The following is a 19,220-nucleotide window of genomic DNA, read 5'->3' on the forward strand; positions in this document are numbered from 1 at the left end:
GGCCCGAGGGGGGATGGCCCGAGGGGTGGGGATCTCCGGGACGAGCGTCGGCCAGGGTGGGCGGGGCGGTGGCTGCGGTCCGGCCGGGGGCAGGGCTCGCGCCGGCCCCGTTCCGGTCGGCCCCGCCCCGTTCCGGCCGGCGCTGACCGACCGGCCCCGCCCCGGCCGACAGCCCCCCGCCTCGACCGGCGAGCCCCGCCCCGCCCCGACCAGCCCCGATGCCCGGCTGAGAGATACTGGCGGGTGTGGCGAAGGGAAGCCGTGCGGCGAAAGAGAACCGCGGGGCGAAGGACAAGCGGCTCAGTGGCGGCGCGGCGGGGAAGAGCGGCCCCACGGCGGGGAAGCAGGGGCGCGCCCGTGGCGGCGGCCGGGAGACGGTGACGGCGGACGTCGACGGCGGGCTCGCCGAACTCCGGCCCGACCGTGACCGCCCGCAGGGCTGGTCGCTGCTGATCGACGGCGCGCCGCAGTCCCATGTGGACCTCGACGACCCCGGCTACCTCGACTTCGCCTACCAGCGCAGGCTCGGCCATGTCATCGACGTGGTGGCCCCGGCCGGCCGGCCGATCCAGGTCGTGCACCTCGGCGGCGGCGCTTTCACCCTCGCCCGCTACACCGCCGCGGGCCGCCCCCGCTCCACCCAGCAGATCCTCGAACTCGACGCCGCCCTCGTCCAGCTGGTCCGGCGCGAGCTGCCGTTGGACACCGGCTGGCGCATCAAGGTGCGGAGCGCGGACGCGCGGGCCGGGCTGGCCAAGGTGCCGGACGGCTGGGCGGACCTGATCATCGCGGACGTGTTCAGCGGCGCCCGCACCCCCGCGCATCTGACCAGCGGCGAGTTCCTGACCGAGGTACGGCGCGCGCTGCGCCCCGGCGGGATGTACGCGGCGAACCTCGCGGACGGGCCGCCGCTCGCGCATCTACGGGCTCAGATCGCCACGGCCCGTACGGTCTTCCCCGAACTCGGCCTGATCGCCGACCCCGCCGTGCTGCGCGGCCGGCGCTTCGGCAACGCCGTACTGGTGGCCGGAGACCGGGAACTGCCGCTGGCCGAACTGACCCGGCGGGCCGCCACCGACCCGCACCCCGCGCGGGTGGAGCACGGCCGGGCGCTGCTGGACTTCACGGGGGGCGCGGCAGCGGTGACGGACGCGAGTGCGACGGCGTCGCCGGCTCCGCCCGCCGACGTGTTCGAGTGAGCTGGGGGTCGGCTCCGGCCGGCCCTGGTGGCTCCAGTCCCTGCGGAGGCCCTGCGGAAAGCCCTTGCGGATCCGGTCCCCGTGGCTCCAGTCCCCGCGGATCTAATCCTTGTGGACTTCGACGACCGGCTCGTGGCCGTTCCACGTGCAGAACACCGAGACGCTCGCCGCGCCGCCGGTGAAGGTCACGCGAATCCACTGGTCCTGCTTCCAGACCTGCATCTGCCAGCCGTGATTCGGCGTGGCGGAGACCAGCCCCGCGGAGGTCCGCCCGAGGTCGAAGGTGACCCGGCCGCCCGCCACCGTGGTGGTCTTCACGCTGCTCGACGGGGGCTGCGGAGCGGTGCCCGGCGGGGCCTTCGGGGTGTTGCCGGTGGCACCGGGCGAGTCGCCGGAGTTCTTCGGCTCGCGGGACTTCGAGGGCGTGGCGGACAATGACGGCTTCGAGCGGTGCGTGGAGGAGACCCGGGGTTCGGCGCCGCCGTCGGGCTCGGTCCGCGAGGGCGCGTCGTCGGATATGGGGAGCGCGCGCGGCGGGTCGTACGCCGTACCGGCCATCACCGTGTGGACGCCGAACCACGACAGCGTGACCGCCGCGCCGGTGGCCAGCGTCCAAGCCGCGGCATGGACCAGTGCTCGTTGCATCCGGCCCATACTGCCCCACGCGTACCGCCCCCGTACCGTCTCCGCACGCGACTTGTACCTCATGCGCACTGTGCGAGCGAGACAGGACCCGGGTCTCCCGAATGGCGTACGGTGCCGCCCATGGCAAGTGTGCTGGTGGTCGAGGACGACCAATTCGTACGCTCCGCCCTCATCAGGCACCTGACCGAGGCATCCCACACCGTGCGCAGCGTGGGCACCGCGCTGGAGGCGCTGCGCGAGGTGGCCCACGTCGGATTCGACGTGGTGATCCTCGACCTCGGGCTGCCGGACCTGGATGGGGCCGAGGCGCTCAAGATGCTGCGCGGAATCACCGACGTGCCGGTGATTATCGCCACCGCGCGGGACGACGAGACGGAGATCGTCAAGCTCCTCAACGACGGCGCGGACGACTACCTCGTCAAACCGTTCTCCGTCGAGCACCTCTCCGCCCGGATGGCCGCCGTACTGCGCCGCTCGCGCGCCGCCGCCGGCGCGGAGCCGCCGTCCCGGACGCTCAGGGTCGGCGAGCTGCTCGTCGACCCGCTGCGGCGGCAGGCCCAGCTGGACGGCGCGGCCCTCGACCTCACCCGGCGCGAATTCGACCTGCTCGCCTACCTCGCCGGGCGGCCCGGCGTCGTCGTGCCGCGCCGGGAGCTGCTCGCCGAGGTCTGGCAGCAGTCGTACGGCGACGACCAGACCATCGACGTGCACCTGTCCTGGCTGCGCCGCAAGCTCGGCGAGACCGCCGCCCGGCCGCGCTATCTGCACACGCTGCGCGGCGTCGGCGTCAAGCTGGAGCCGCCCATGGCGCAGCCGCCGCTGATGGAGATGCCGCACGCGGGGCTTCCGCACGCAGGGCATCCACACGCAGGCCATCCGCACGCAGGGCTTCCACACCCGGGCTCGTCCGCATGAGATCGGCGTGAGATGGGCCCTGGTGAAGGTGTGCCTCGCCGTCACCGCCATGGTCGTCATCGCCTTCGCCGTCCCGCTGGGACTCGTCGTCAAGGAGATGGCCGGCGACCGGGCGTTCTCGAACGCCGAGCGGCAGGCCGCCGCCATCGGGCCGGTGCTCGCGATCACCACCGACCGCGAGAAGCTGACCCGCGCCGTCGCCAGCACGGCGGCGGGCGCGAGCGGCATGGCCGTCCATGTGCCGGGCGCCACGGAGGGCGAGGAGGCGGTCGAGATCGGCAACCGCCGCTCCTCGGACCGCGATCTGGCCACCGCCTCCCGCCGGGCCTCGATCGCGCCGGTCCCCGGCGGCTTCGCGCTGCTCCAGCCGACCGCCATCGCCTCCGGCCAGGTCGCGGTCGTCGAGGTGTACGTGCCCGACGACGCGGTCACCAACGGCGTGGCCACCGCCTGGCTGGTGCTGGCCGGCGTCGGCCTCGCGCTGATCGTCGGGTCGGTCGCCACCGCGGACCGGCTCGGCACCCGTATGGTGCGCCCCGCCGAGCAACTGGCCGGGGCCGCGCACGCGCTGGGCACCGGGAAGCTCGGGGTACGGGTTCCCGAGGAGGGCCCGACCGAACTGCGCTCGGCCGCCGTCGCCTTCAACTCCATGGCCGACCAGGTCGTCCAACTCCTCGCCAACGAACGCGAGCTGGCCGCCGACCTCTCCCACCGGCTGCGCACCCCGCTGACCGTGCTGCGGCTCAACGCCGCCTCGCTCGGCGACGGCCCCACCGCCGACCAGACCCGCGCGGCCGTCGCGCAACTGGAGCGCGAGGTCGACCAGATCATCCGCACCGCGCGCGAGCAGCGGACGCACAACCAGCCCGCGGCGGCAGCGGCGGCGGCCGGCTGCGACGTCTCCGAGGTGATCCGTCAGCGGATGGACTTCTGGTCGGCGCTGGCCGAGGACGAGGGGCGCGCGGTACGGCTCGCCGGGGTCGACCGGCCGGTACGGGTGCCCGTAGCGCGGCCCGAACTCGCCGCCGCCCTCGACGCGATGCTCGGCAACGTCTTCCGGCACACCCCGGAGGGCACCGCCTTCGCGGTGGACGTGCACAACGGCGAGGACGCGGTGATCGTGCTCGTCTCGGACGCGGGCCGCGGCATCGCCGACCCGGCCGCCGCGCTGCGCCGCGGGCACGGCGACGGCGGTCCCGGCTCCACCGGTCTCGGTCTCGACATCGTGCGCCGGGTGGCGGAGTCCACCGGCGGGGACGTGCGCATCGGGCGCTCGATGCTCGGCGGCACGGAGGTACGGGTCTGGCTCGGCCTCGACGGCGGGCCGGCCCTGGCCGGCGAGCGGCGGCGCGGCCACCGCGGGGTGGTCAGGCGACGCCGGCGTAAAACGACTGTCTGAAGCGCCGCTGAAGCGCCTGCTGAAGCGACGGTCCGAAGCCCGCCCCGGCCGCTCTGCGCCGCCCACCATTAATCGGCTCCCATGGCCCGCTTAAGAGCGCCATAAGAACTCCGCAAGCCGCACCGATCAAGCGTTTTGTCCGCTCCGGGGTCGCTAGCGTGCTGCTGCACCCACCCCCACAGGATTGAGGCAGTCAGCGATGACGTTCCAGGCCGAAGCCAGCGAAGCCCCGGCAGTCGAGCCGGGCGCCCACCGCCGCCGTCCGCGCGCCAAGGTGAAGCTCATCGGCGCCGCGGTGGCCGCGGTCGTCGTCGCGGGCGGCGCGTTCACCCTCGCGACTTCGGCGCAGGCCGGGCCGGAGAAGGCGAAGCCGGCCGCGAAGCCCGCCGCGGGCAAGGGTTCGGCGGCGACGGCCGGGTTCGCCCCGTACGTCGACACCTCGCTCGCCCCCTCCTACGACATGCTCGGCACCGCGAAGGCGACCGGCGTCAAGGAGTTCAACCTCGCCTTCGTCACCTCCGGCGGCGGCTGCACCCCGAAGTGGGGTGGCGTCACGGAGCTCGGCGACGGCGCGGTGGCCCAGCAGATATCCAAGCTGCGCGAGGCGGGCGGCGATGTGCGGGTGTCGTTCGGCGGCGCGGCCGGCTCCGAGCTCGGCCTCGCCTGTAAGTCCGCGGCGGAGCTGGAGAAGGCGTACGCCAAGGTCGTCGACCGGTTCAAGCTGACCAAGGTGGACTTCGACATCGAGGGCGGCGCCCTCCCGGACACCGCGGCCAACACCCGCCGCGCCCAGGCCATCGCGGGGTTGCAGAAGAGCCACAGCGGCCTGAACGCCTCCTTCACGCTGCCGGTGATGCCCGAAGGGCTGACCCAGGACGGCGTCAACCTGCTCGCCGACGCCAAGAAGAACGGCGTGAAGGTCTCCGCCGTCAACATCATGGCGATGGACTACGGGCCCGCGTACGCAGGCGACATGGGCCAGTACGCGATCGACGCCGCGACCGCGACGCACAAGCAGCTCAAGAGCGCGCTCGGGCTGGGGGACGCGGCGGCCTGGAAGGCGGTCGCCGTCACGCCGATGATCGGCGTCAACGACGTCAACGTCGAGATCTTCAAGGTCGACGACGCCAAGCAGCTGGTGAAGTTCGCCGCGTCGAAGAAGCTGGGCCGGCTGTCGATGTGGTCGGGCACCCGCGACAAGCAGTGCGCGGGCGGCGCCAACAATCAGGCGTCCCCCGTCTGCAGCAGCATCGTCCAGGGCTCGCTGGACTTCACCAAGGCATTCGGCGCCTACAAGGGCTGATCAGGACCATTTCCGACCCCCGCACAGGCGCGCCCCGGCCGGTCCACCCTCACCCTGGCCGGGGCGCGCCCCCTTCTGACTCCGCCCCCTCTCACTCCTGCGCGCCCCCCGGCCGCGGCTCCGGCAGCTCGCCCGTACGCGCCACCTCGGCATACCAGCGGGCGCTCGACTTGAGGGTGCGGGTCTGCGTCGCGTAGTCCACGTAGACCGCGCCGAAGCGCTTCTCGTAGCCGTACGCCCACTCGAAGTTGTCCATCAGGGACCAGAGGAAGTAGCCGCGCAGGTCGACGCCGTCCTCGATCGCGCGGCGCGCGGCGGACAGATGGGCGTGCAGATAGGCGATGCGCTCCGGGTCGTGCACCGCGCCGTCCGCGTCCGGCTCGTCCGCGTAGGCCGCGCCGTTCTCGGTGATGTAGAGCGGCACGCCGGGCGCCTCCTCGCTGAATCGCCGCAGCAGGTCGTAGAGCCCGCTGGGGTCGACCGACCAGCCCATCGCGGTCGGTTCGCCCGGCGGCTGGTGGAAGGCGATGTGCTCGGCGGCCGGCCAGGGAGAGTGCTCGCTGGCCCCGTGCCCGTCCCGGCGCGGGGGCTCGTTGTCAGTGGTGGCTGATACCAATGAAGGCGTGTAGTAGTTGATGCCGAGCGCGTCGAGGGGGTGCTTGATGACGGCCAGGTCGTTGTCGTGCACGAAGGACCAGTCGGTCAGCTCCGCCGTGTCCTTCAGCAGATCCTTCGGATACCGGCCGTGCAGGATCGGGTCGGTGAAGATACGGGTCGCGAGCGCGTCGATGCGCCGGGCCGCGTCGGCGTCCCGCGGCGATGCCGAACGGGGGCGTACGGCGGCCGGGTTGAGGCTGATACCGATCCCGGCGCGGGCGGGCAGCGTGGCGCGCAGCGCCTGAGCGCCCAGCCCGTGCGCGAGGTTGAGGTGATGGGCGGCGCGCAGCGCGGCGAGGGGGTCCGTACGGCCCGGCGCGTGCACCCCGGAGCCGTAGCCGAGGAAGGCGCTGCACCAGGGCTCGTTGAGCGTCGTCCACATCTCGACGCGGTCCCCGAGCGCCTCGCCGACGATCCTGGCGTACTCGGCGAACCGCTCGGCGGTCTCCCGCTGCGGCCAGCCGCCCGCCGCCTCCAACTCCTGCGGCAGGTCCCAGTGGTAGAGCGTCAGCATCGGCTGGATGCCGTGCGTGAGCAGCTCGTCCACCAGCGAGCGGTAGAAGTCGAGGCCGCGCTGCACGGCGGGACCCCGCCCGGTGGGCTGCACCCGAGGCCAGGAGACCGAGAAGCGGTAGGAGCCGAGCCCGAGGCCGGCCATCAGCCGGACGTCCTCGCGCCAGCGGTGGTAGTGGTCGATGGCCACGTCCCCGTTGTGGCCGCCGGCCACCTTGCCGGGGGTGTGGGAGAACGTGTCCCAGATGGACGGGGTCCGGCCGTCCTCCCGGGCGGCCCCCTCGATCTGGTAGGCGGCGGTCGCGGAGCCCCACAGGAAGCCGGGAGGAAAGCGGTGGGGCGCGGTTGCCTCCTGCGGGGCGGCCAGGGGGTCGGGGCTGGAATCGGCAGTGGGGCCGTTCGCGTGGGTGGACAAGGCGCCGGGGACGGGATGGGGGTTGGCGTTGGGGTCGGTATGGGGATTGGCCTGGGGGTTGGTCAGGGAAGTGGTCATGGAAGCGCTCCTGAATTGCGTCGGATCGCAGCGGAGGACCCGCGGCGGCGGGGCGGTCGCGGGCGATCGGGATAAAGAGTCGCGGGACGTCGCGAAGGCGGCGGGCATGGCCGGCCTGGCGGGCGTGCGCGCCGGAGGGGCCGGCCTCGGGTCAGCCCTTGACCGCCCCCTGCATGATCCCGCCCACGATCTGCTTGCCGAAGACCGTGAAGGCGAGCAGCAGCGGCAGCGTGCCGAGCAGCGCGCCGGCCATGATCACCGACTGGTCGGGGATATAGCCGCGGCCGAGTCCGGTCAGCGCGACCTGGACGGTCGGGTTGCCGTTCTGGGTCAAGGCGATGATGGGCCAGAAGAAGTCGTTCCACGCCTGCACGAAGGTGAGCATGCCCAGCACCGCCATCGCCGGTCTGGCCGCGGGGAACACGATGTGCCAGATGATCCGCAGGCTGCTCGCCCCGTCCATCCTGGCGGCCTCGACCAGCTCCGTCGGCAGCGCCTCGGTCAGGTACTGCCGCATGAAGAAGACACCGAAGGCGCTGACCAGGGTGGGCAGGATGACCGCCTGGAGCTGGTCGGTCCACTCCAGCTCGGCGATGGTCATGAACAGCGGCACGACGCTGAGCTGCGGCGGCACCATCATCGTGCCGATGGTGAGCACCAGCAGGATGTTCTTGAACCGGAACCGCAGCTTGGCGAAGGCGAATCCGGCGATGGTGGTGAACAGCACCGTGCCGGCCGCGATGGTGCCCGCCACGATGGTCGTGTTGAGCAGCGCCATGCCCATGTTGGCGTCGGTCCACGCCGTTTCGAGGTTCTTGAAGAGGTTCCCGCCGAACCAGAAGGGCGGCGGGGTCTGGGCGAGCCGGGTGTTGTCGCGGGAGGCCGCGACGGCCGTCCACAGCAGCGGGAAGAGCGAGCCCGCGGCGAAGAGGATCAGCACGGCGTACGTCACCCTGCCGCCGTGCAGGTGCCTGCCGGCGCGCTCACCGGTGCGCCTACCGGCACGTTCGCTGGTCATGCCGTCTCCTCACTGGCTTTTGCGCAGCCGTCGGGTCACCGCGTAGTTGACCGCGGCGATCAGCAGCAGGATCAGGAGCATCGTCCAGGCGATGGCGGAGGCCCGGCCCAGATGGAGGTTGGTCCAGCCCTGTTCGTACATGTAGAGGCCCAGCGTCTGGTACTGGTGGTCGCCGCCGCCGGTCGCTCCGCCGGAGCCGCCGAACAGCAGGGGTTCACCGAAGAGCTGGGTCGCGCCGATGGTCGAGACGACGACCGTGAAGAGGATCGTCGGCCGCAGCGAGGGGATCGTGACGTGGATGAACTGCTGCCATCGCGAGGCGCCGTCCAGCGCCGCCGACTCGTACAGGTCCGCCGGCACGGCCTGCATCGCGGCGAGGTAGATGAGCGTGTTGTAGCCCGTCCAGCGCCAGATCACGATGGTGGAGACCGCGAGCTGGGAGGTCCAGGCGCCGTTCTCCCAGTCGACGTTGTCGATGCCGACCAGGCCGAGGGCCCAGTTGATCATCCCGTAGTCGCGTCCGAAGAGCAGCACGAAGACCAGCGTCGCGGCGGCCACCGAGGTCGCGTACGGGGTGAGGATCGCGACCCGGAAGAACATGCTGCCGCGCAGCCGGTAGTTGAGCAGATGGGCCAGCCCGAGCGCCATCATCAGCTGCGGCACGGTGGAGATCACCCCGATGGTGAAGGTGTTGCCCAGCGCGTTCCAGAAGAAGTCGTCGTCCAGCAGCCGGGAGTAGTTGTGCAGCCCCGCCCACTCCATGTCGTTGGGAGCGGTCAGCTCCACCCGGTGCAGGGAGGCCCAGCCGGTGTAGATCAGCGGGAACAGCCCGAAGGCGGCGAAGAAGACGAAGAAGGGCGAGACGAAGAGGTACGGGCTCCAGCGCACGTCCCGCCGGTAGCGGCGGCTGCGCCGTTCCCGGCGGCGGTCCTCGGCGGCGCTGCCTCGGGGCGGTGGGGGCGGGGCCGCGCCCCCCGGGTGCTCGGAGGGCGCGGCGGTGCCGGACTGCCGGGCCATCCGGATCACTGGTCCAGCGCGTTGTCGATGGTCTTGACCGCTGCCTTCCAGCCCTCATCGGGTGACTTGCCCTGCTGGTCCACCTGGAGCAGGCCGATGTCGGTGAGGTTCTGCTGGATCGCCAGGTCCTTCGGACCGAGGATCTGGGTCGGGATGCCCTTCGCGGCGGCCGAGAAGATGTCACCGATCGGCGCGTTGTCGAAGTACGGGTGCTTGGCGTCGGCCACGGCCGGCAGGTCGTACGCGGCCGACGCGCTCGGCCAGCTGCCGCGCTTCTCGAACAGCTTCGCCTGCTGTTCGGGCGCGGTCAGCCAGGCGGCCAGCTTCACGGCCTCCTCCTTGTTCTTCGCGCCCTGCGGCACGCCGAGGAAGGAGCCGCCCCAGTTGCCGGGCTTGGGCGCGGCGGCGACGTCCCACTTGCCCTTGCCCTTGGCGCCGGCCTTGCTCTGGATATAGCCGAGCATCCACGGCGGGCAGGAGACGGTGGCGAACTTGCCGTTCGCGTACGCCTGGTCCCAGGACTTCTGGAACTGCTGGAGTCTGGCGGTCAGCTTGCCGGTCGCGGCCTTGGTCGCGATGCCCCAGGCGTCCTTGACGGCGGGGCTCTCCTTGTAGATGACCTTGCCGCTCTTGTCGTAGTAGCGCTCCGCGCTGCTGGAGATGACCGCGTTGAAGACGCCGCCGGCCGAGTCGACGAACGAGGTGCCCGAGGGCCCCTTGTCCATGTAGTCCTTGCCGGTGTCGAGGTACTTCTGCCAGTCGCCGGCCCACAGCTTGCCGACCGCCGCACGGCCGGTCGGCAGCCCCGCCTTCTTGAACAGGTCCTTTCGATAGCAGATCGCCATCGGCCCGATGTCGGTGCCGAGCCCGATGGTCCGGCCGTCCCCGGTGGTCGCCTGCTGCCATTTCCAGTCGATGAAGTCGGACTTCCGCACGCCGTCCGCCTTCGAGAGATCGACGAACTTGCCGGCCTGCTTCTCGGTGATCTCGGCGATGTTGTTGACCTCGATGCCCTGGATGTCGGCCAGGCCGCTGCCCGCCGCGAGGTGGGTCAACAACTGCGGGTAGTAGTTCTCGTTCCGCTCGATCACCGTCTGCTTGATGCTGATGTCCGGGTGGAGCTTCTCGTACTCCTTGTACAGCCCGGCCTCCTGGAGGCCGAAGGTGCCGAAGAGCCCGACCGTGACGGTGGTCTTTCCCTTGCCGCCACCCGCGCCGGACGACCCGGCGGCGTCGGAGTCGTCGCCGTCGTCGGCGCAACCGGCGAGGAGACCGGTGCCGAGTGCGGCGATGGCCGCGAAGGCCACCACCCTGCGGGACGTACGGGTTCTGCTGCGCATTGAGTCCTCCAAGTGCCCTGCTGCCAGGGGCCCTGATGACGGGTGCCGGGGAGACCCGGCCGTGGCTGGGGAATGTGCGGTGTACGGGTATCGCCGGCCTCGGGCCGGGCGGGTAGCGTGCGGGATGTGTACACGCCCAGTACTGTGGGAGCGCTCCCACCTTCGATGTGTTGAAGAGTTGCGGCTGGCTCGGGGAGTGTCAAGGCTACGGACGCCGCAACTTGCCCCGGGTCCCCTGTTGTTGAATGGCGCGACCGATGATGTGACGGATCGACGCGACTGGACGGCATGGCCGCATGACGCGACGGGTGATCGACGAAGGCTGGAGGCGGACATGGCGGTGAGCGGACGGCACGGCGGCAGGCCCACCCTGGAAGAGGTGGCGGCCCGCGCGGGCGTCGGCCGCGGGACCGCGTCCCGCGTGATCAACGGATCGCCGCGGGTCAGCGAGACGACCAGGGCGGCCGTCGAACAGGCCGTGGCCGAGCTGGGGTACGTGCCGAACCGGGCGGCCCGCGCGCTGGCGGCCAACCGTACCGACTCCATCGCGCTGGTGATCCCGGAGCCCGAGACCCGGCTGTTCGCCGAGCCCTACTTCTCCGGCATCATCCGCGGTGTCGGCGCGGAACTCGCCGACACCGAGATGCAGTTGCTGCTCACCCTGATCGGCACCCCGAAGGAGCGCCGGCGGCTCGCGGACTACCTCGGCGCGCACCGCGTAGACGGCGTCCTGCTGGTCTCCGTGCACGCCGACGACCCGCTGCCCGACCTGCTGGCCCGCATCGGGATGCCCGCGGTGCTCAGTGGCCGCCGCTCCGGCCACGAGCCCGTCCCGTACGTCGACTCGGACAACGTCGGCGGCGCGCGGACGGCCGTGCGGCACCTCATCGAGCGGGGCCGCCGTGAGGTCGCCACGATCACCGGCCCGCTGGACATGTACGTCGCCCAATGCCGCCTCGACGGCTACCGCCTGGCCCGCTCCGCCGCCGGACACGCCCCCGACGAACAGCTCGTCGCCCACGCCGACTTCACCGAGGAGGGCGGCCGGCGCGCGATGCGCGAGCTGCTGGAGCGGCGGCCGGGCGTGGACGCGGTCTTCGCCGCCTCCGACGTGATGGCCTCGGGCGCCCGCCAGGTGCTGCGCGAGAGCGGCCGCCGGGTGCCGGAGGACATCGCGCTCGTCGGCTTCGACGACTCGGCGGTGGCCCGGCACATGGACCCGCCGCTGACGAGCGTCCGGCAGCCGATCGAGGAGATGGGGCGCGCGATGGCCCGCGTGCTCCTGTCGGAGATATCCGCGCGCCGGGCGCCGGGGGCGGTGGCTGAGGCCGTGCCTGGGGCTGCGGTTACGGCCGGGGCCGGTGCTGCGGCGAGCCGTGCGGACAGCTCGCGGCTCGTCCTCCCCACGGAACTGATCTGCCGGGCGTCATCCTGATCGGAGCCCCGCCCGGTCGCGGCCCCCCTCAGCCCCCTCCACCGGCCGCGCCAGCCACGCTGTCCGCTCCGGCAGCCCGGACCGACGAGACGTAGCGGCCGGGCGTGATGCCCAGATGCCGCGAGAAGTGCCGGCTCAGGTGCGCCTGATCGTAGAACCCGGCCTCGGCGGCGACCTCCGCCGGCCGTCGGCCTTCCAACAGCAGCCGCCGGGCCCGGTCGACGCGCCTGCCGGTCAGGTAGGTGTGCGGCGGGAGTCCGTACGTCTGCTTGAAGCTGCGGATCAGGTGGGTGGGGTGGGCCTGCAGGATCGCGGTCGCCTCGCGCAGTGACATGCCGGCCGTGATCCGGGCGTCCAACAGCTCCCTGAGCTCCGCCGCGAGCCGCCCGGCCCCTCGGCCCGGCACGGCGGGCAACGCGTCGGCGAGCCGCACGAGCAGCCGCTCGCGGATGAACGCCAGCCGGGATTCGGCCTCGAACGCGTCTTCCTCATGCCCGAGAGCGGTGTGCAGCCGGTCGATCCGGCCGCGCAGCAGCGCGTCGTCCAGCACGGGCGCGCCGACGGCCGTCCCGACCAGCGACCCGGGCAGCACCGCCGCGTCGAGATACAGCACGCGCTTGCGGAACCCGGCCGGGGTGACGGTCCGCCCGTCGTGCGAGACGCCGGGAGGCAGCAGCAGGGTGCTGCGGGCCCCGGTGGCGCCGTGCCGGCGGCGGTCGAGCGCGAAGTCGACGCAGCCGTCGTCGACGATCATCAGCGTCCAGGTGTCATGGGTGTGCGCCGGATAGGCGTGGCCGACGAAGTGGGCGTGAAAGACCTCGGCGACCCCCGCGACTTGCGGTCGCCAGGCGGTGATCCGCGATCGTGATCGCTCTTCCGGCATGTCAGGAACGTACAAGACCGGGCGGATGCGGTCGCGGCAGAGTCATGCCGGTGGACCGGGAAACCGGCAACTCCTCGGTGTGCAGCGTCTGTCAGCGCCACCTGATGCCTGTCGGCACCCCTTCGGAAGGACCCGCATGACCCTAGGCACGCCTGCTGTCCCCGCCGCAGCTTCGTCCATCAACCTCGCCGAGAGACTGTCGCGGTTCAGCGAGCTCTGGATGCCCAAGAAGATCGCCGATCTCAACGACTACGAAGTGAAGATCACCAAGCTGAAGGGCGAGTTCATCTGGCACACCCACGAGGACACGGACGAACTCTTCATCGTCATCAGCGGTCTGCTGACCATCCAACTGCGTGACGGTGACGTCACTCTCGCGCCGGGTGAGCTGTACGTCGTCCCGAGAGGCGTGGAGCACTGCCCGAGGGCGGACGAGGAGACCGCGATTCTGCTGCTGGAGCCTGCCGGGGTCGCCAACACGGGTGATGCGGGCGGAGAACGGACTGCGGTGCTTGAGACGTTGCGTTGAGGGGGCCGGTCGTGGGCCTGCCCCCGTGGGCCTCGGCCGGGCGCTCAGGCCCGGACAGCGCGGGGCGATGCGGGCTTCGGGGTTGAGCGCGGCCCCCGAGACGAAAGCCAGGGCCTGGGTGATGATCCGGTCGGCCACCTCGATGGACAAGCCGGGGTTGTTGTCACGGACGGTTGCGGTGATTACGTCGAACTCTTCCGCGGTCAGTAGCGTTCGGGGGGCTCGGATGCTCATGGGTTCTCTTCGGGTGGGTGGCTGCCGCTACGTGGCTGGGGTAGGGCGCTGACGGCCTCAGGGCAGCCCGTCAGCGCACAGTCCGGCCGGCCGGGAGACTCAGCCACAGCAGGGCCGCGAGGCCGGCGCTGAGCACGAGTGCGCAGCCGTCACGCATCGGGGTGCTGTTCGAGGAGCCAGCGGCAGTCGCGGGCGAGCTGGTGGACCTGGCGCTGTGCGGAGAACAGCCCTGCGCCGAGGCCGTGGCCGACCTGGCGGCGGATGCCGCCCAGGCGGGCGCGGTGCCGGTACCATTCCCTGCCGCCGTGCCACATCCGGTCGACCTTCGCTTCGACCTCGGGGAGCAGCAGGTGGATGTGGTCGCGCAGCAGTTGCTCCAGTTCGGCGAGTTCCTCGCAGCGGAGCGGGGCGCTGCGCTCGGTCAGGCTGTGACTGATCGTCTTCTGAATGGCGTCCCGGTCGTGCCGGCCCGCGCCGCCGATGTCGATCACGCCCTCGGCAGACAGCCATGTCGGACGGATGGGCCGCTCTGCGTCGCTGCTCCACCTGGTCATGACCAGGACGGTAGAGATGGGCGCGGATCAGCCGCCAGGAAGTTGCGGGAAGTTGCGGAGAATCAGCCCAGCGAGTCGATCGCAGCCGTGATCAGCCTCCGCGCCCTCTCGCCGTAGACCGCCATCTGAGACATGCGCTCGAAGGTCTTGATGTACGCGGCGATCTCGCTGGGCTGTGTCACCGTCACCTTGGCCGTCAACAACTCGACGTGCACGCGCTGCGTGTCGAAGATGGTGAAGGTCTCCAGCGTCCACATCCGGCGCGGTGCCCGCCGGGGGAGAACGCCCAAGGACACCGAGGGCAGCGCCATATCGGCCAAGAGGTAGCCCAACTGGCCAGCCATGACCGTGGTGTTGCCGAACAGTCGGTAGAGGATGTCCTCCTCGATGAGCAGCGCGAACCGGTGGTCGCCTTCGCGGATGACGTGGGAGCGTGCGACCCGCGCGGCTGCTGCCTGAGCGGAGCCGTCCGGTGTTTGCTGGAACTCGCTGATCATGGTCAGCGGAGCGGCCGCGTACTCCTGGCTGGGCGAGGCCGGGCACCACGTTGGAGCGGTAGACGCGGAACTGCCGGGTCTGCTCGATAGGGGAACGAAGTCCTCCTGCGCCTTGCGCATCCCGGCCCGGTGCAGCTGCCGCCATTCCACGTACATCGAGTCAGCCGTACGGGAGGCCGCGATCAGATCCTCGATCTGGCCCTCGGCGCCGCACGCCGTGCACCACGCCCGGATGTCGTCATCGGACGGCGTGGCTCTGGCGTTCTCGATGCGGGAGGACTTCGCGGGATGCCAGCCACACCGCTGGGCGGCCTCGGGCCCGGTCGGCCGAGCGTCCAAGCGTGCCTCGCGCAGCCGGCGGGCGACGGCCTTGCGGGCTTCCTGGACGCTGGACGAGGGGGACAGGGGCATGGGTGGCTATCTGACCCTGCCCGACCGTGAGGCCGACAAGGGGCGAGGGTGCGTGGCGGGCGGCTCGACCAAATTCTTGAACTGGGCGACGCTTGCCTCGTCGCCGAACTTCGGGCTCTGCCGCTGTCCTTTGCGGCCCGTGGACCCGTCGGACCTGCCGGTCGGCCGTGCGGTTGGACATGAAGAAGGCCCGGCCTGCGTTCGCAGGCCGGGCCTTGATCACTTGGGGTGAGTAACGGGACTTGAACCCGCGACTTCCTGGACCACAACCAGGTGCTCTACCAGCTGAGCTATACCCACCATGTTCGATGTTGTGCGCACCGACGAGGAAAAGTGTACAGGGTCCGCGGGGGTGCTCGCGCCCGGTTTTCCCTGGCCGCTTTTTGGTCGGTGGCGGGGGTGGGAAAGGGGGAGCGAGCGGGGCCGCTAGTGCCCTCCCGGCAAGCTTTGCCCCGTCGCGCCGCCCAGCACGCACGCTCGCGGCGTTGGCCAAAAGCCCTGGTAGCTCCTCCCCCAAGGACTCCGACAAGCTCCGTCCAGGGGGGACCCCCACCAAGGACTTCCGGCCGCCTTGCGATCGCACGCACTGGACGACGCTCCTTACCGGGCAAACATTGCCGGTCGCGGCACTAGCCGGCCGGGAGCGCGTGTTTCGCCGCGATCGCCTTGGCCGTGTCGGAGTCGGGGCCGGGCTGCGGGACGAAGACCGCTTCGCGGTAGTACCGCAGCTCGGCGATGCTGTCCTTGATGTCGGCGAGTGCCCGGTGATTGCCGTTTTTGTCCGGGCTGTTGAAGTACGCCCGGGGGAACCAGCGCCGGGCCAGTTCCTTCACCGAGGAGACGTCGACGATCCGGTAGTGCAGGTAGCCCTCCAGGGACGGCATGTCCCGGAAGAGGAAGCCGCGGTCGGTGCTGACCGAGTTCCCGCACAGCGGGGCCTTGCCCGGCTCCTTCACCTGCTCGCGGACGTACGCCAGCACCTGCCGCTCGGCGTCCTCCAGTGTCGTGCCGCCCTCCAGCTCGTCGAGCAGCCCGGAGGCGGTGTGCATGGCGCGCACCACGTCGGGCATGGTGGTGAGCGCTTCGGCGGGGGGCCGGATGACGATGTCGACCCCCTCGCCCAGCACATTCAGCTCAGAGTCGGTCACGAGAGCGGCCACCTCGATGAGCGCGTCGTCGGTCAGCGAGAGACCGGTCATCTCGCAGTCGATCCAAACCATGCGGTCGTTCATGCGTCTCACCCTACGGGGCGCTCTCGCTGGCCGGGCAGCACAGGGCGTCCCGGAGCGCGTCCGCCCTGATCGGGCGAGCGTGGAGCGTACGGGTCGGTGTCCGGCCGTCCGGCCTCGCCGAGCGATTTCGCCCCGGTGGGACCGGCCGGTGTGACGGACCCCGCGGGACCGGCGCTCCCGGCGGGTCCGACGGACCCGGGCAGCCCCATGGCGCCGCTGACGCCCCCGACAGCGGTGATCGCCGCTGCGGCCGTCGTCGCGCGCTCGCCACGCTCCGGCGGCCCGGTCTGCGGCCTGCGGGCGCGGTAGGCGGCCCGGTAGGCGGCCGGGGAGGAGCCGAGCTGGCGGCGGAAGTGGCCGCGCAGCGCGACGGGCGAGCGGAAGCCGCAGCGGCCCGCGACCTCGTCGACCGAGTAGTCGGAGGTCTCCAGCAGCCGCTGCGCTTGCAGCACCCGCTGGGTGATCAGCCACTGCAGCGGCGCGCTGCCGGTGAGCGAGCGGAACCGCCGGTCGAAGGTGCGGCGGCTCATATAGGCGCGGGCGGCCAGAATCTCCACGTCGAACTGCTCGTGGAGATGCTCCAGCGCCCAGGCGACGACCTCGGCCAGCGGGTCGGCGCCGATCTCTTCCGGTAATGACCGGTCGAGATAGCGCTCCTGGCCGCCGTTGCGCCGGGGCGGTACGACCAGCCGGCGGGCCAACGCGTTGGCGGCGTCGGCGCCGTGGTCGGTCCGTACGACGTGCAGGCACAGGTCAATGCCCGCGGCCGTACCGGCCGAGGTGAGCACGTCGCCGTCGTCCACGAAGAGCTCTCGCGGGTCCACATGGACGGACGGGTAGCGCTTGGCGAGCGTCGGCGCGTACATCCAGTGCGTGGTCGCGGGGCGGCCGTCGAGCAGTCCGGCGGCCGCGAGCACGAAGGCGCCGGTGCACAGACCGACGATCCTGGCGCCCTCTTCATGGGCGCGCCGCAGCGCGTCCAGCGCGGCGCTGGGTGGTGGTTGGGTGATGGACCGCCAGGCGGGCACAACAACGGTGCCTGCCCTGGCCAGCGCCTCCAAACCATAGGGTGCGGAGAGTTCCAGCCCACCGGTGGTGCGCAGTGGTGAATCTTCGCCCGCGCACACGAGTAGTCGGTAGCGTGGGACGCCGGCGTCCTGGCGGTCGATGCCGAAGACGGAGAGCGGGATGGAACTCTCAAAAATAGGGCCGCCGCTGAAAAGCAGTACCGCGACAATTTCGCGGCGGCGGCGCGCGGAGAGTTTGCGCCCGGTCTCTGGTGCGGCAGTGGCGTCCTGGCTCATGGCACTAAGCCCCCCTCGGTCGTCTCGCCCTCTCGGTCCTGCACGTTTCCCCCGCCGTGATATCCAAGATCGAATCTACTGTGTTCCATGAGGTCGGCGTGACAAGTTCACCACCCGGCGCTATGTCGACATGACAACTTGGCGTGAAGCATTCGATCACGAAGCGTTCCACTCGTAGGCCCTGCTGGGAAGTACGCCTATCGCCCATGCCCGTTCCCCGTAGGGTGCACACGCCCGCAGCGCTCCTTTCCTCCCTGGTCCAGCGAGGATTGAGCGTCGCGTTTGCCAAGGGATGTTCCCGAGCCTGAAGTTGGCCGAAAAGGGACCGCGATCAGGCGTGTGAGCCCCTCACTCGCCCGGCGTGCGGTCCTCGTGACGCCGTCCGCCCCTGTGCGCTCCCGGGCAGGCTCCCTCCCGGTGGCCGCCGTGGGGTAGGCGCCGCGCGTCCGGGATGCGGGCTCCGGCGCGCTCGGACCGGCACAGCAGCGCGCGGCAGGCGGTGGTCACGGCGGCGAGCCCGAGGGCGACGGCCGACGCGGCTCCGACCGGCGATCCCCAGATGACCACGGCGAGCGGAAGCAGTCCGCAGCTGAATGCTCCCCAGCGCACCCCGTCGCTCACCGGGGCGGTGTGGGCGGTCGATGGTCCGTTCACGGCGTACTCCTTCCGGGTGGGCAGGTAGGACAACGCCGTCCGCGCCGCCGGGACACTGTGCGGCGGCGGAAGAGGTGCGTACGGGCGTACGCCGGGAGGGCGCGTGGGGGCATTGCGCTACCGGCGCGGCTCCGGCATGCTCCGTGGAGGCTCTGGGCAGGCGGGGAGTGCCGCCGTACCCTTGTGGGTAGGGCATTGGGAAGATGATTCCCGGTCGCATCCAAGAGCTGTGATCAGCCCGCAGGTACCCGCTCAGCCAACCGCACGATCCAGCCCACTGCCGTTCCCTCCGCAAGAGGACCTCCTTCGCCGAGAAATCGATGGCCGGTCACGAAATCCCAGAACCTGCGGACCGCAAGCAAGTCGCCGATCCGAGCGCGACTCCCGATGCGGCGACTCAGACACGCCATGCGTGCGATCCGGCGTTCCGCCACGGCGTCGTCGTCGGCTTCGACGGCTCGACGTCGAGCGAGCGGGCGCTGGCCTACGCGATCGGCATGGCCCTGCGCTCCGGCTCCGGCCTGATCATCGTCCATGTGGCCAACCGGCTGCCGACGACGGTCTGGGCGGGCTGCGAGCCCCCGGTCTTCGTGGACGTTCCCGATCACCGCACCGAGGTGCTGGGTCTGGAGCTGGCCTGTGCGGACTATCTCGCCGAGGTGCCCTGGATCCTGGTCGAGCGGGGCGGCGACATCTGCCACGAGTTGGAGGAGGTCGGCCGGGAGTACTCGGCCGACGCGATCGTGGTGGGCTCCACGCACGGGCTGGTCGGCCGGATCTTCGGCTCGGTCGCCGGGCGGCTGGCGCGGCGGGCGCAGCGGCCGGTGGTCGTCATCCCCTAGCGCGGCCTGCGGTCCTTACCGGGCGGCGCGTTCCGAACGTGATCCGCGTGCGCTCCGCAGTCTCGCGGGCACGTTCCGCGCATCTCAGGGTCACATTCCGGCCGCCCCCGTTTGTTTCTACTTTGGCAAGTCGTTGACGGGTCGCC

Annotated in this window: 18 protein-coding genes and 1 tRNA gene; 7 read left to right on the plus strand and 12 right to left on the minus strand. The window is 71.3% G+C overall.

The genetic code is table 11. The annotated features are described in order from the left end of the window. Nucleotides 1-377 precede the first annotated feature (377 nt). Entirely contained in the window at nt 378-1,199 is an 822-nt protein-coding gene (locus QMK28_RS17585) for a spermidine synthase (protein WP_326439042.1), read from the plus strand. A 102-nt stretch (nt 1,200-1,301) separates the two neighbouring features. Here QMK28_RS17585 and QMK28_RS17590 read toward each other — a convergent pair whose 3' ends face one another. Beyond that, nucleotides 1,302-1,853, minus strand: a complete 552-nt coding sequence (locus tag QMK28_RS17590; protein ID WP_326439044.1) for a hypothetical protein — start codon at nt 1,851-1,853, stop codon at nt 1,302-1,304. A 111-nt stretch (nt 1,854-1,964) separates the two neighbouring features. Here QMK28_RS17590 and QMK28_RS17595 point away from each other — a divergent pair, with 111 nt between their 5' ends. From QMK28_RS17595 to QMK28_RS17605, 3 genes are all read left to right on the plus strand, one after another. Beyond that, entirely contained in the window at nt 1,965-2,759 is a 795-nt protein-coding gene (locus tag QMK28_RS17595) for a response regulator transcription factor (protein ID WP_326438958.1), read from the plus strand. 7 nt (nt 2,760-2,766) lie between these two features. Continuing rightward, nucleotides 2,767-4,158 carry a sensor histidine kinase gene (locus tag QMK28_RS17600; RefSeq protein WP_326438960.1) on the plus strand — a complete coding sequence of 464 codons (1,392 nt, stop codon included), beginning with the start codon at nt 2,767-2,769 and terminating at the stop codon, nt 4,156-4,158. 199 nt (nt 4,159-4,357) lie between these two features. Beyond that, nucleotides 4,358-5,461 (plus strand): chitinase, encoded by a 1,104-nt coding sequence (locus QMK28_RS17605; RefSeq protein ID WP_326438962.1) that lies wholly within the window; start codon nt 4,358-4,360, stop codon nt 5,459-5,461. 91 nt (nt 5,462-5,552) lie between these two features. Here the strand turns inward: QMK28_RS17605 and QMK28_RS17610 are convergent, their stop codons facing one another. From QMK28_RS17610 to QMK28_RS17625, 4 genes are all read right to left on the minus strand, one after another. Beyond that, nucleotides 5,553-7,124: a GH1 family beta-glucosidase gene (locus QMK28_RS17610; protein ID WP_326438964.1), complete on the minus strand. Its 1,572-nt coding sequence runs from the start codon at nt 7,122-7,124 to the stop codon at nt 5,553-5,555. 151 nt (nt 7,125-7,275) lie between these two features. Next, a complete protein-coding gene (locus QMK28_RS17615) occupies nt 7,276-8,142 on the minus strand; it encodes a carbohydrate ABC transporter permease (protein WP_326438966.1) in 867 nt (288 codons plus the stop codon). A gap of 9 nt (nt 8,143-8,151) precedes the next feature. Further along, on the minus strand, nt 8,152-9,159 hold the full coding sequence (locus QMK28_RS17620) for a carbohydrate ABC transporter permease (RefSeq protein WP_326438968.1): 1,008 nt from the start codon (nt 9,157-9,159) through the stop codon (nt 8,152-8,154). Between the two features lie 5 nt (nt 9,160-9,164). Beyond that, nucleotides 9,165-10,499 carry an ABC transporter substrate-binding protein gene (locus QMK28_RS17625; protein WP_326438970.1) on the minus strand — a complete coding sequence of 445 codons (1,335 nt, stop codon included), beginning with the start codon at nt 10,497-10,499 and terminating at the stop codon, nt 9,165-9,167. A gap of 334 nt (nt 10,500-10,833) precedes the next feature. Here QMK28_RS17625 and QMK28_RS17630 point away from each other — a divergent pair, with 334 nt between their 5' ends. After that, entirely contained in the window at nt 10,834-11,934 is a 1,101-nt protein-coding gene (locus tag QMK28_RS17630) for a LacI family DNA-binding transcriptional regulator (RefSeq protein ID WP_326438972.1), read from the plus strand. A 28-nt stretch (nt 11,935-11,962) separates the two neighbouring features. On the opposite strand, the gene QMK28_RS17635 is transcribed toward QMK28_RS17630, so the two are convergent. Continuing rightward, nucleotides 11,963-12,817 carry an AraC family transcriptional regulator gene (locus tag QMK28_RS17635; RefSeq protein ID WP_326438974.1) on the minus strand — a complete coding sequence of 285 codons (855 nt, stop codon included), beginning with the start codon at nt 12,815-12,817 and terminating at the stop codon, nt 11,963-11,965. A 136-nt stretch (nt 12,818-12,953) separates the two neighbouring features. On the opposite strand from QMK28_RS17635, the gene QMK28_RS17640 reads away from it, so the two are divergent. Beyond that, the gene (locus QMK28_RS17640; RefSeq protein WP_326438976.1) at nt 12,954-13,346 is read left to right on the plus strand and encodes a cupin domain-containing protein; all 393 of its coding nucleotides are present in this window, start codon (nt 12,954-12,956) and stop codon (nt 13,344-13,346) included. Nucleotides 13,347-13,729: 383 nt separating this feature from the next. Here QMK28_RS17640 and QMK28_RS17645 read toward each other — a convergent pair whose 3' ends face one another. The 6 genes from QMK28_RS17645 to QMK28_RS17670 form a co-directional block, all read right to left on the minus strand. Next, complete coding sequence (locus QMK28_RS17645) at nt 13,730-14,134, minus strand: DUF6415 family natural product biosynthesis protein (protein ID WP_326438977.1); 405 nt, start codon at nt 14,132-14,134, stop codon at nt 13,730-13,732. A 62-nt stretch (nt 14,135-14,196) separates the two neighbouring features. Further along, complete coding sequence (locus QMK28_RS17650; protein WP_326438979.1) at nt 14,197-15,042, minus strand: Scr1 family TA system antitoxin-like transcriptional regulator; 846 nt, start codon at nt 15,040-15,042, stop codon at nt 14,197-14,199. A 224-nt stretch (nt 15,043-15,266) separates the two neighbouring features. After that, nucleotides 15,267-15,342: transfer RNA gene (locus QMK28_RS17655), tRNA-His, on the minus strand. 329 nt (nt 15,343-15,671) lie between these two features. Then, nucleotides 15,672-16,274: an oligoribonuclease gene (gene orn, locus QMK28_RS17660; RefSeq protein WP_326438981.1), complete on the minus strand. Its 603-nt coding sequence runs from the start codon at nt 16,272-16,274 to the stop codon at nt 15,672-15,674. Between the two features lie 5 nt (nt 16,275-16,279). Beyond that, a complete protein-coding gene (locus QMK28_RS17665; RefSeq protein ID WP_326438983.1) occupies nt 16,280-17,578 on the minus strand; it encodes a helix-turn-helix domain-containing protein in 1,299 nt (432 codons plus the stop codon). A gap of 348 nt (nt 17,579-17,926) precedes the next feature. Beyond that, nucleotides 17,927-18,232, minus strand: coding sequence for a hypothetical protein (locus QMK28_RS17670; protein ID WP_326438985.1), 306 nt, complete (start codon nt 18,230-18,232; stop codon nt 17,927-17,929). Nucleotides 18,233-18,552: 320 nt separating this feature from the next. Between QMK28_RS17670 and QMK28_RS17675 the strand changes: the two genes are divergently transcribed. Next, a complete protein-coding gene (locus QMK28_RS17675; protein ID WP_326438987.1) occupies nt 18,553-19,074 on the plus strand; it encodes a universal stress protein in 522 nt (173 codons plus the stop codon). The last annotated feature ends 146 nt before the right edge of the window (nt 19,075-19,220 follow it).

This window comes from Streptomyces sp. H27-D2 (genome assembly GCF_035828615.1).
Lineage (GTDB): Bacteria > Actinomycetota > Actinomycetes > Streptomycetales > Streptomycetaceae > Streptomyces.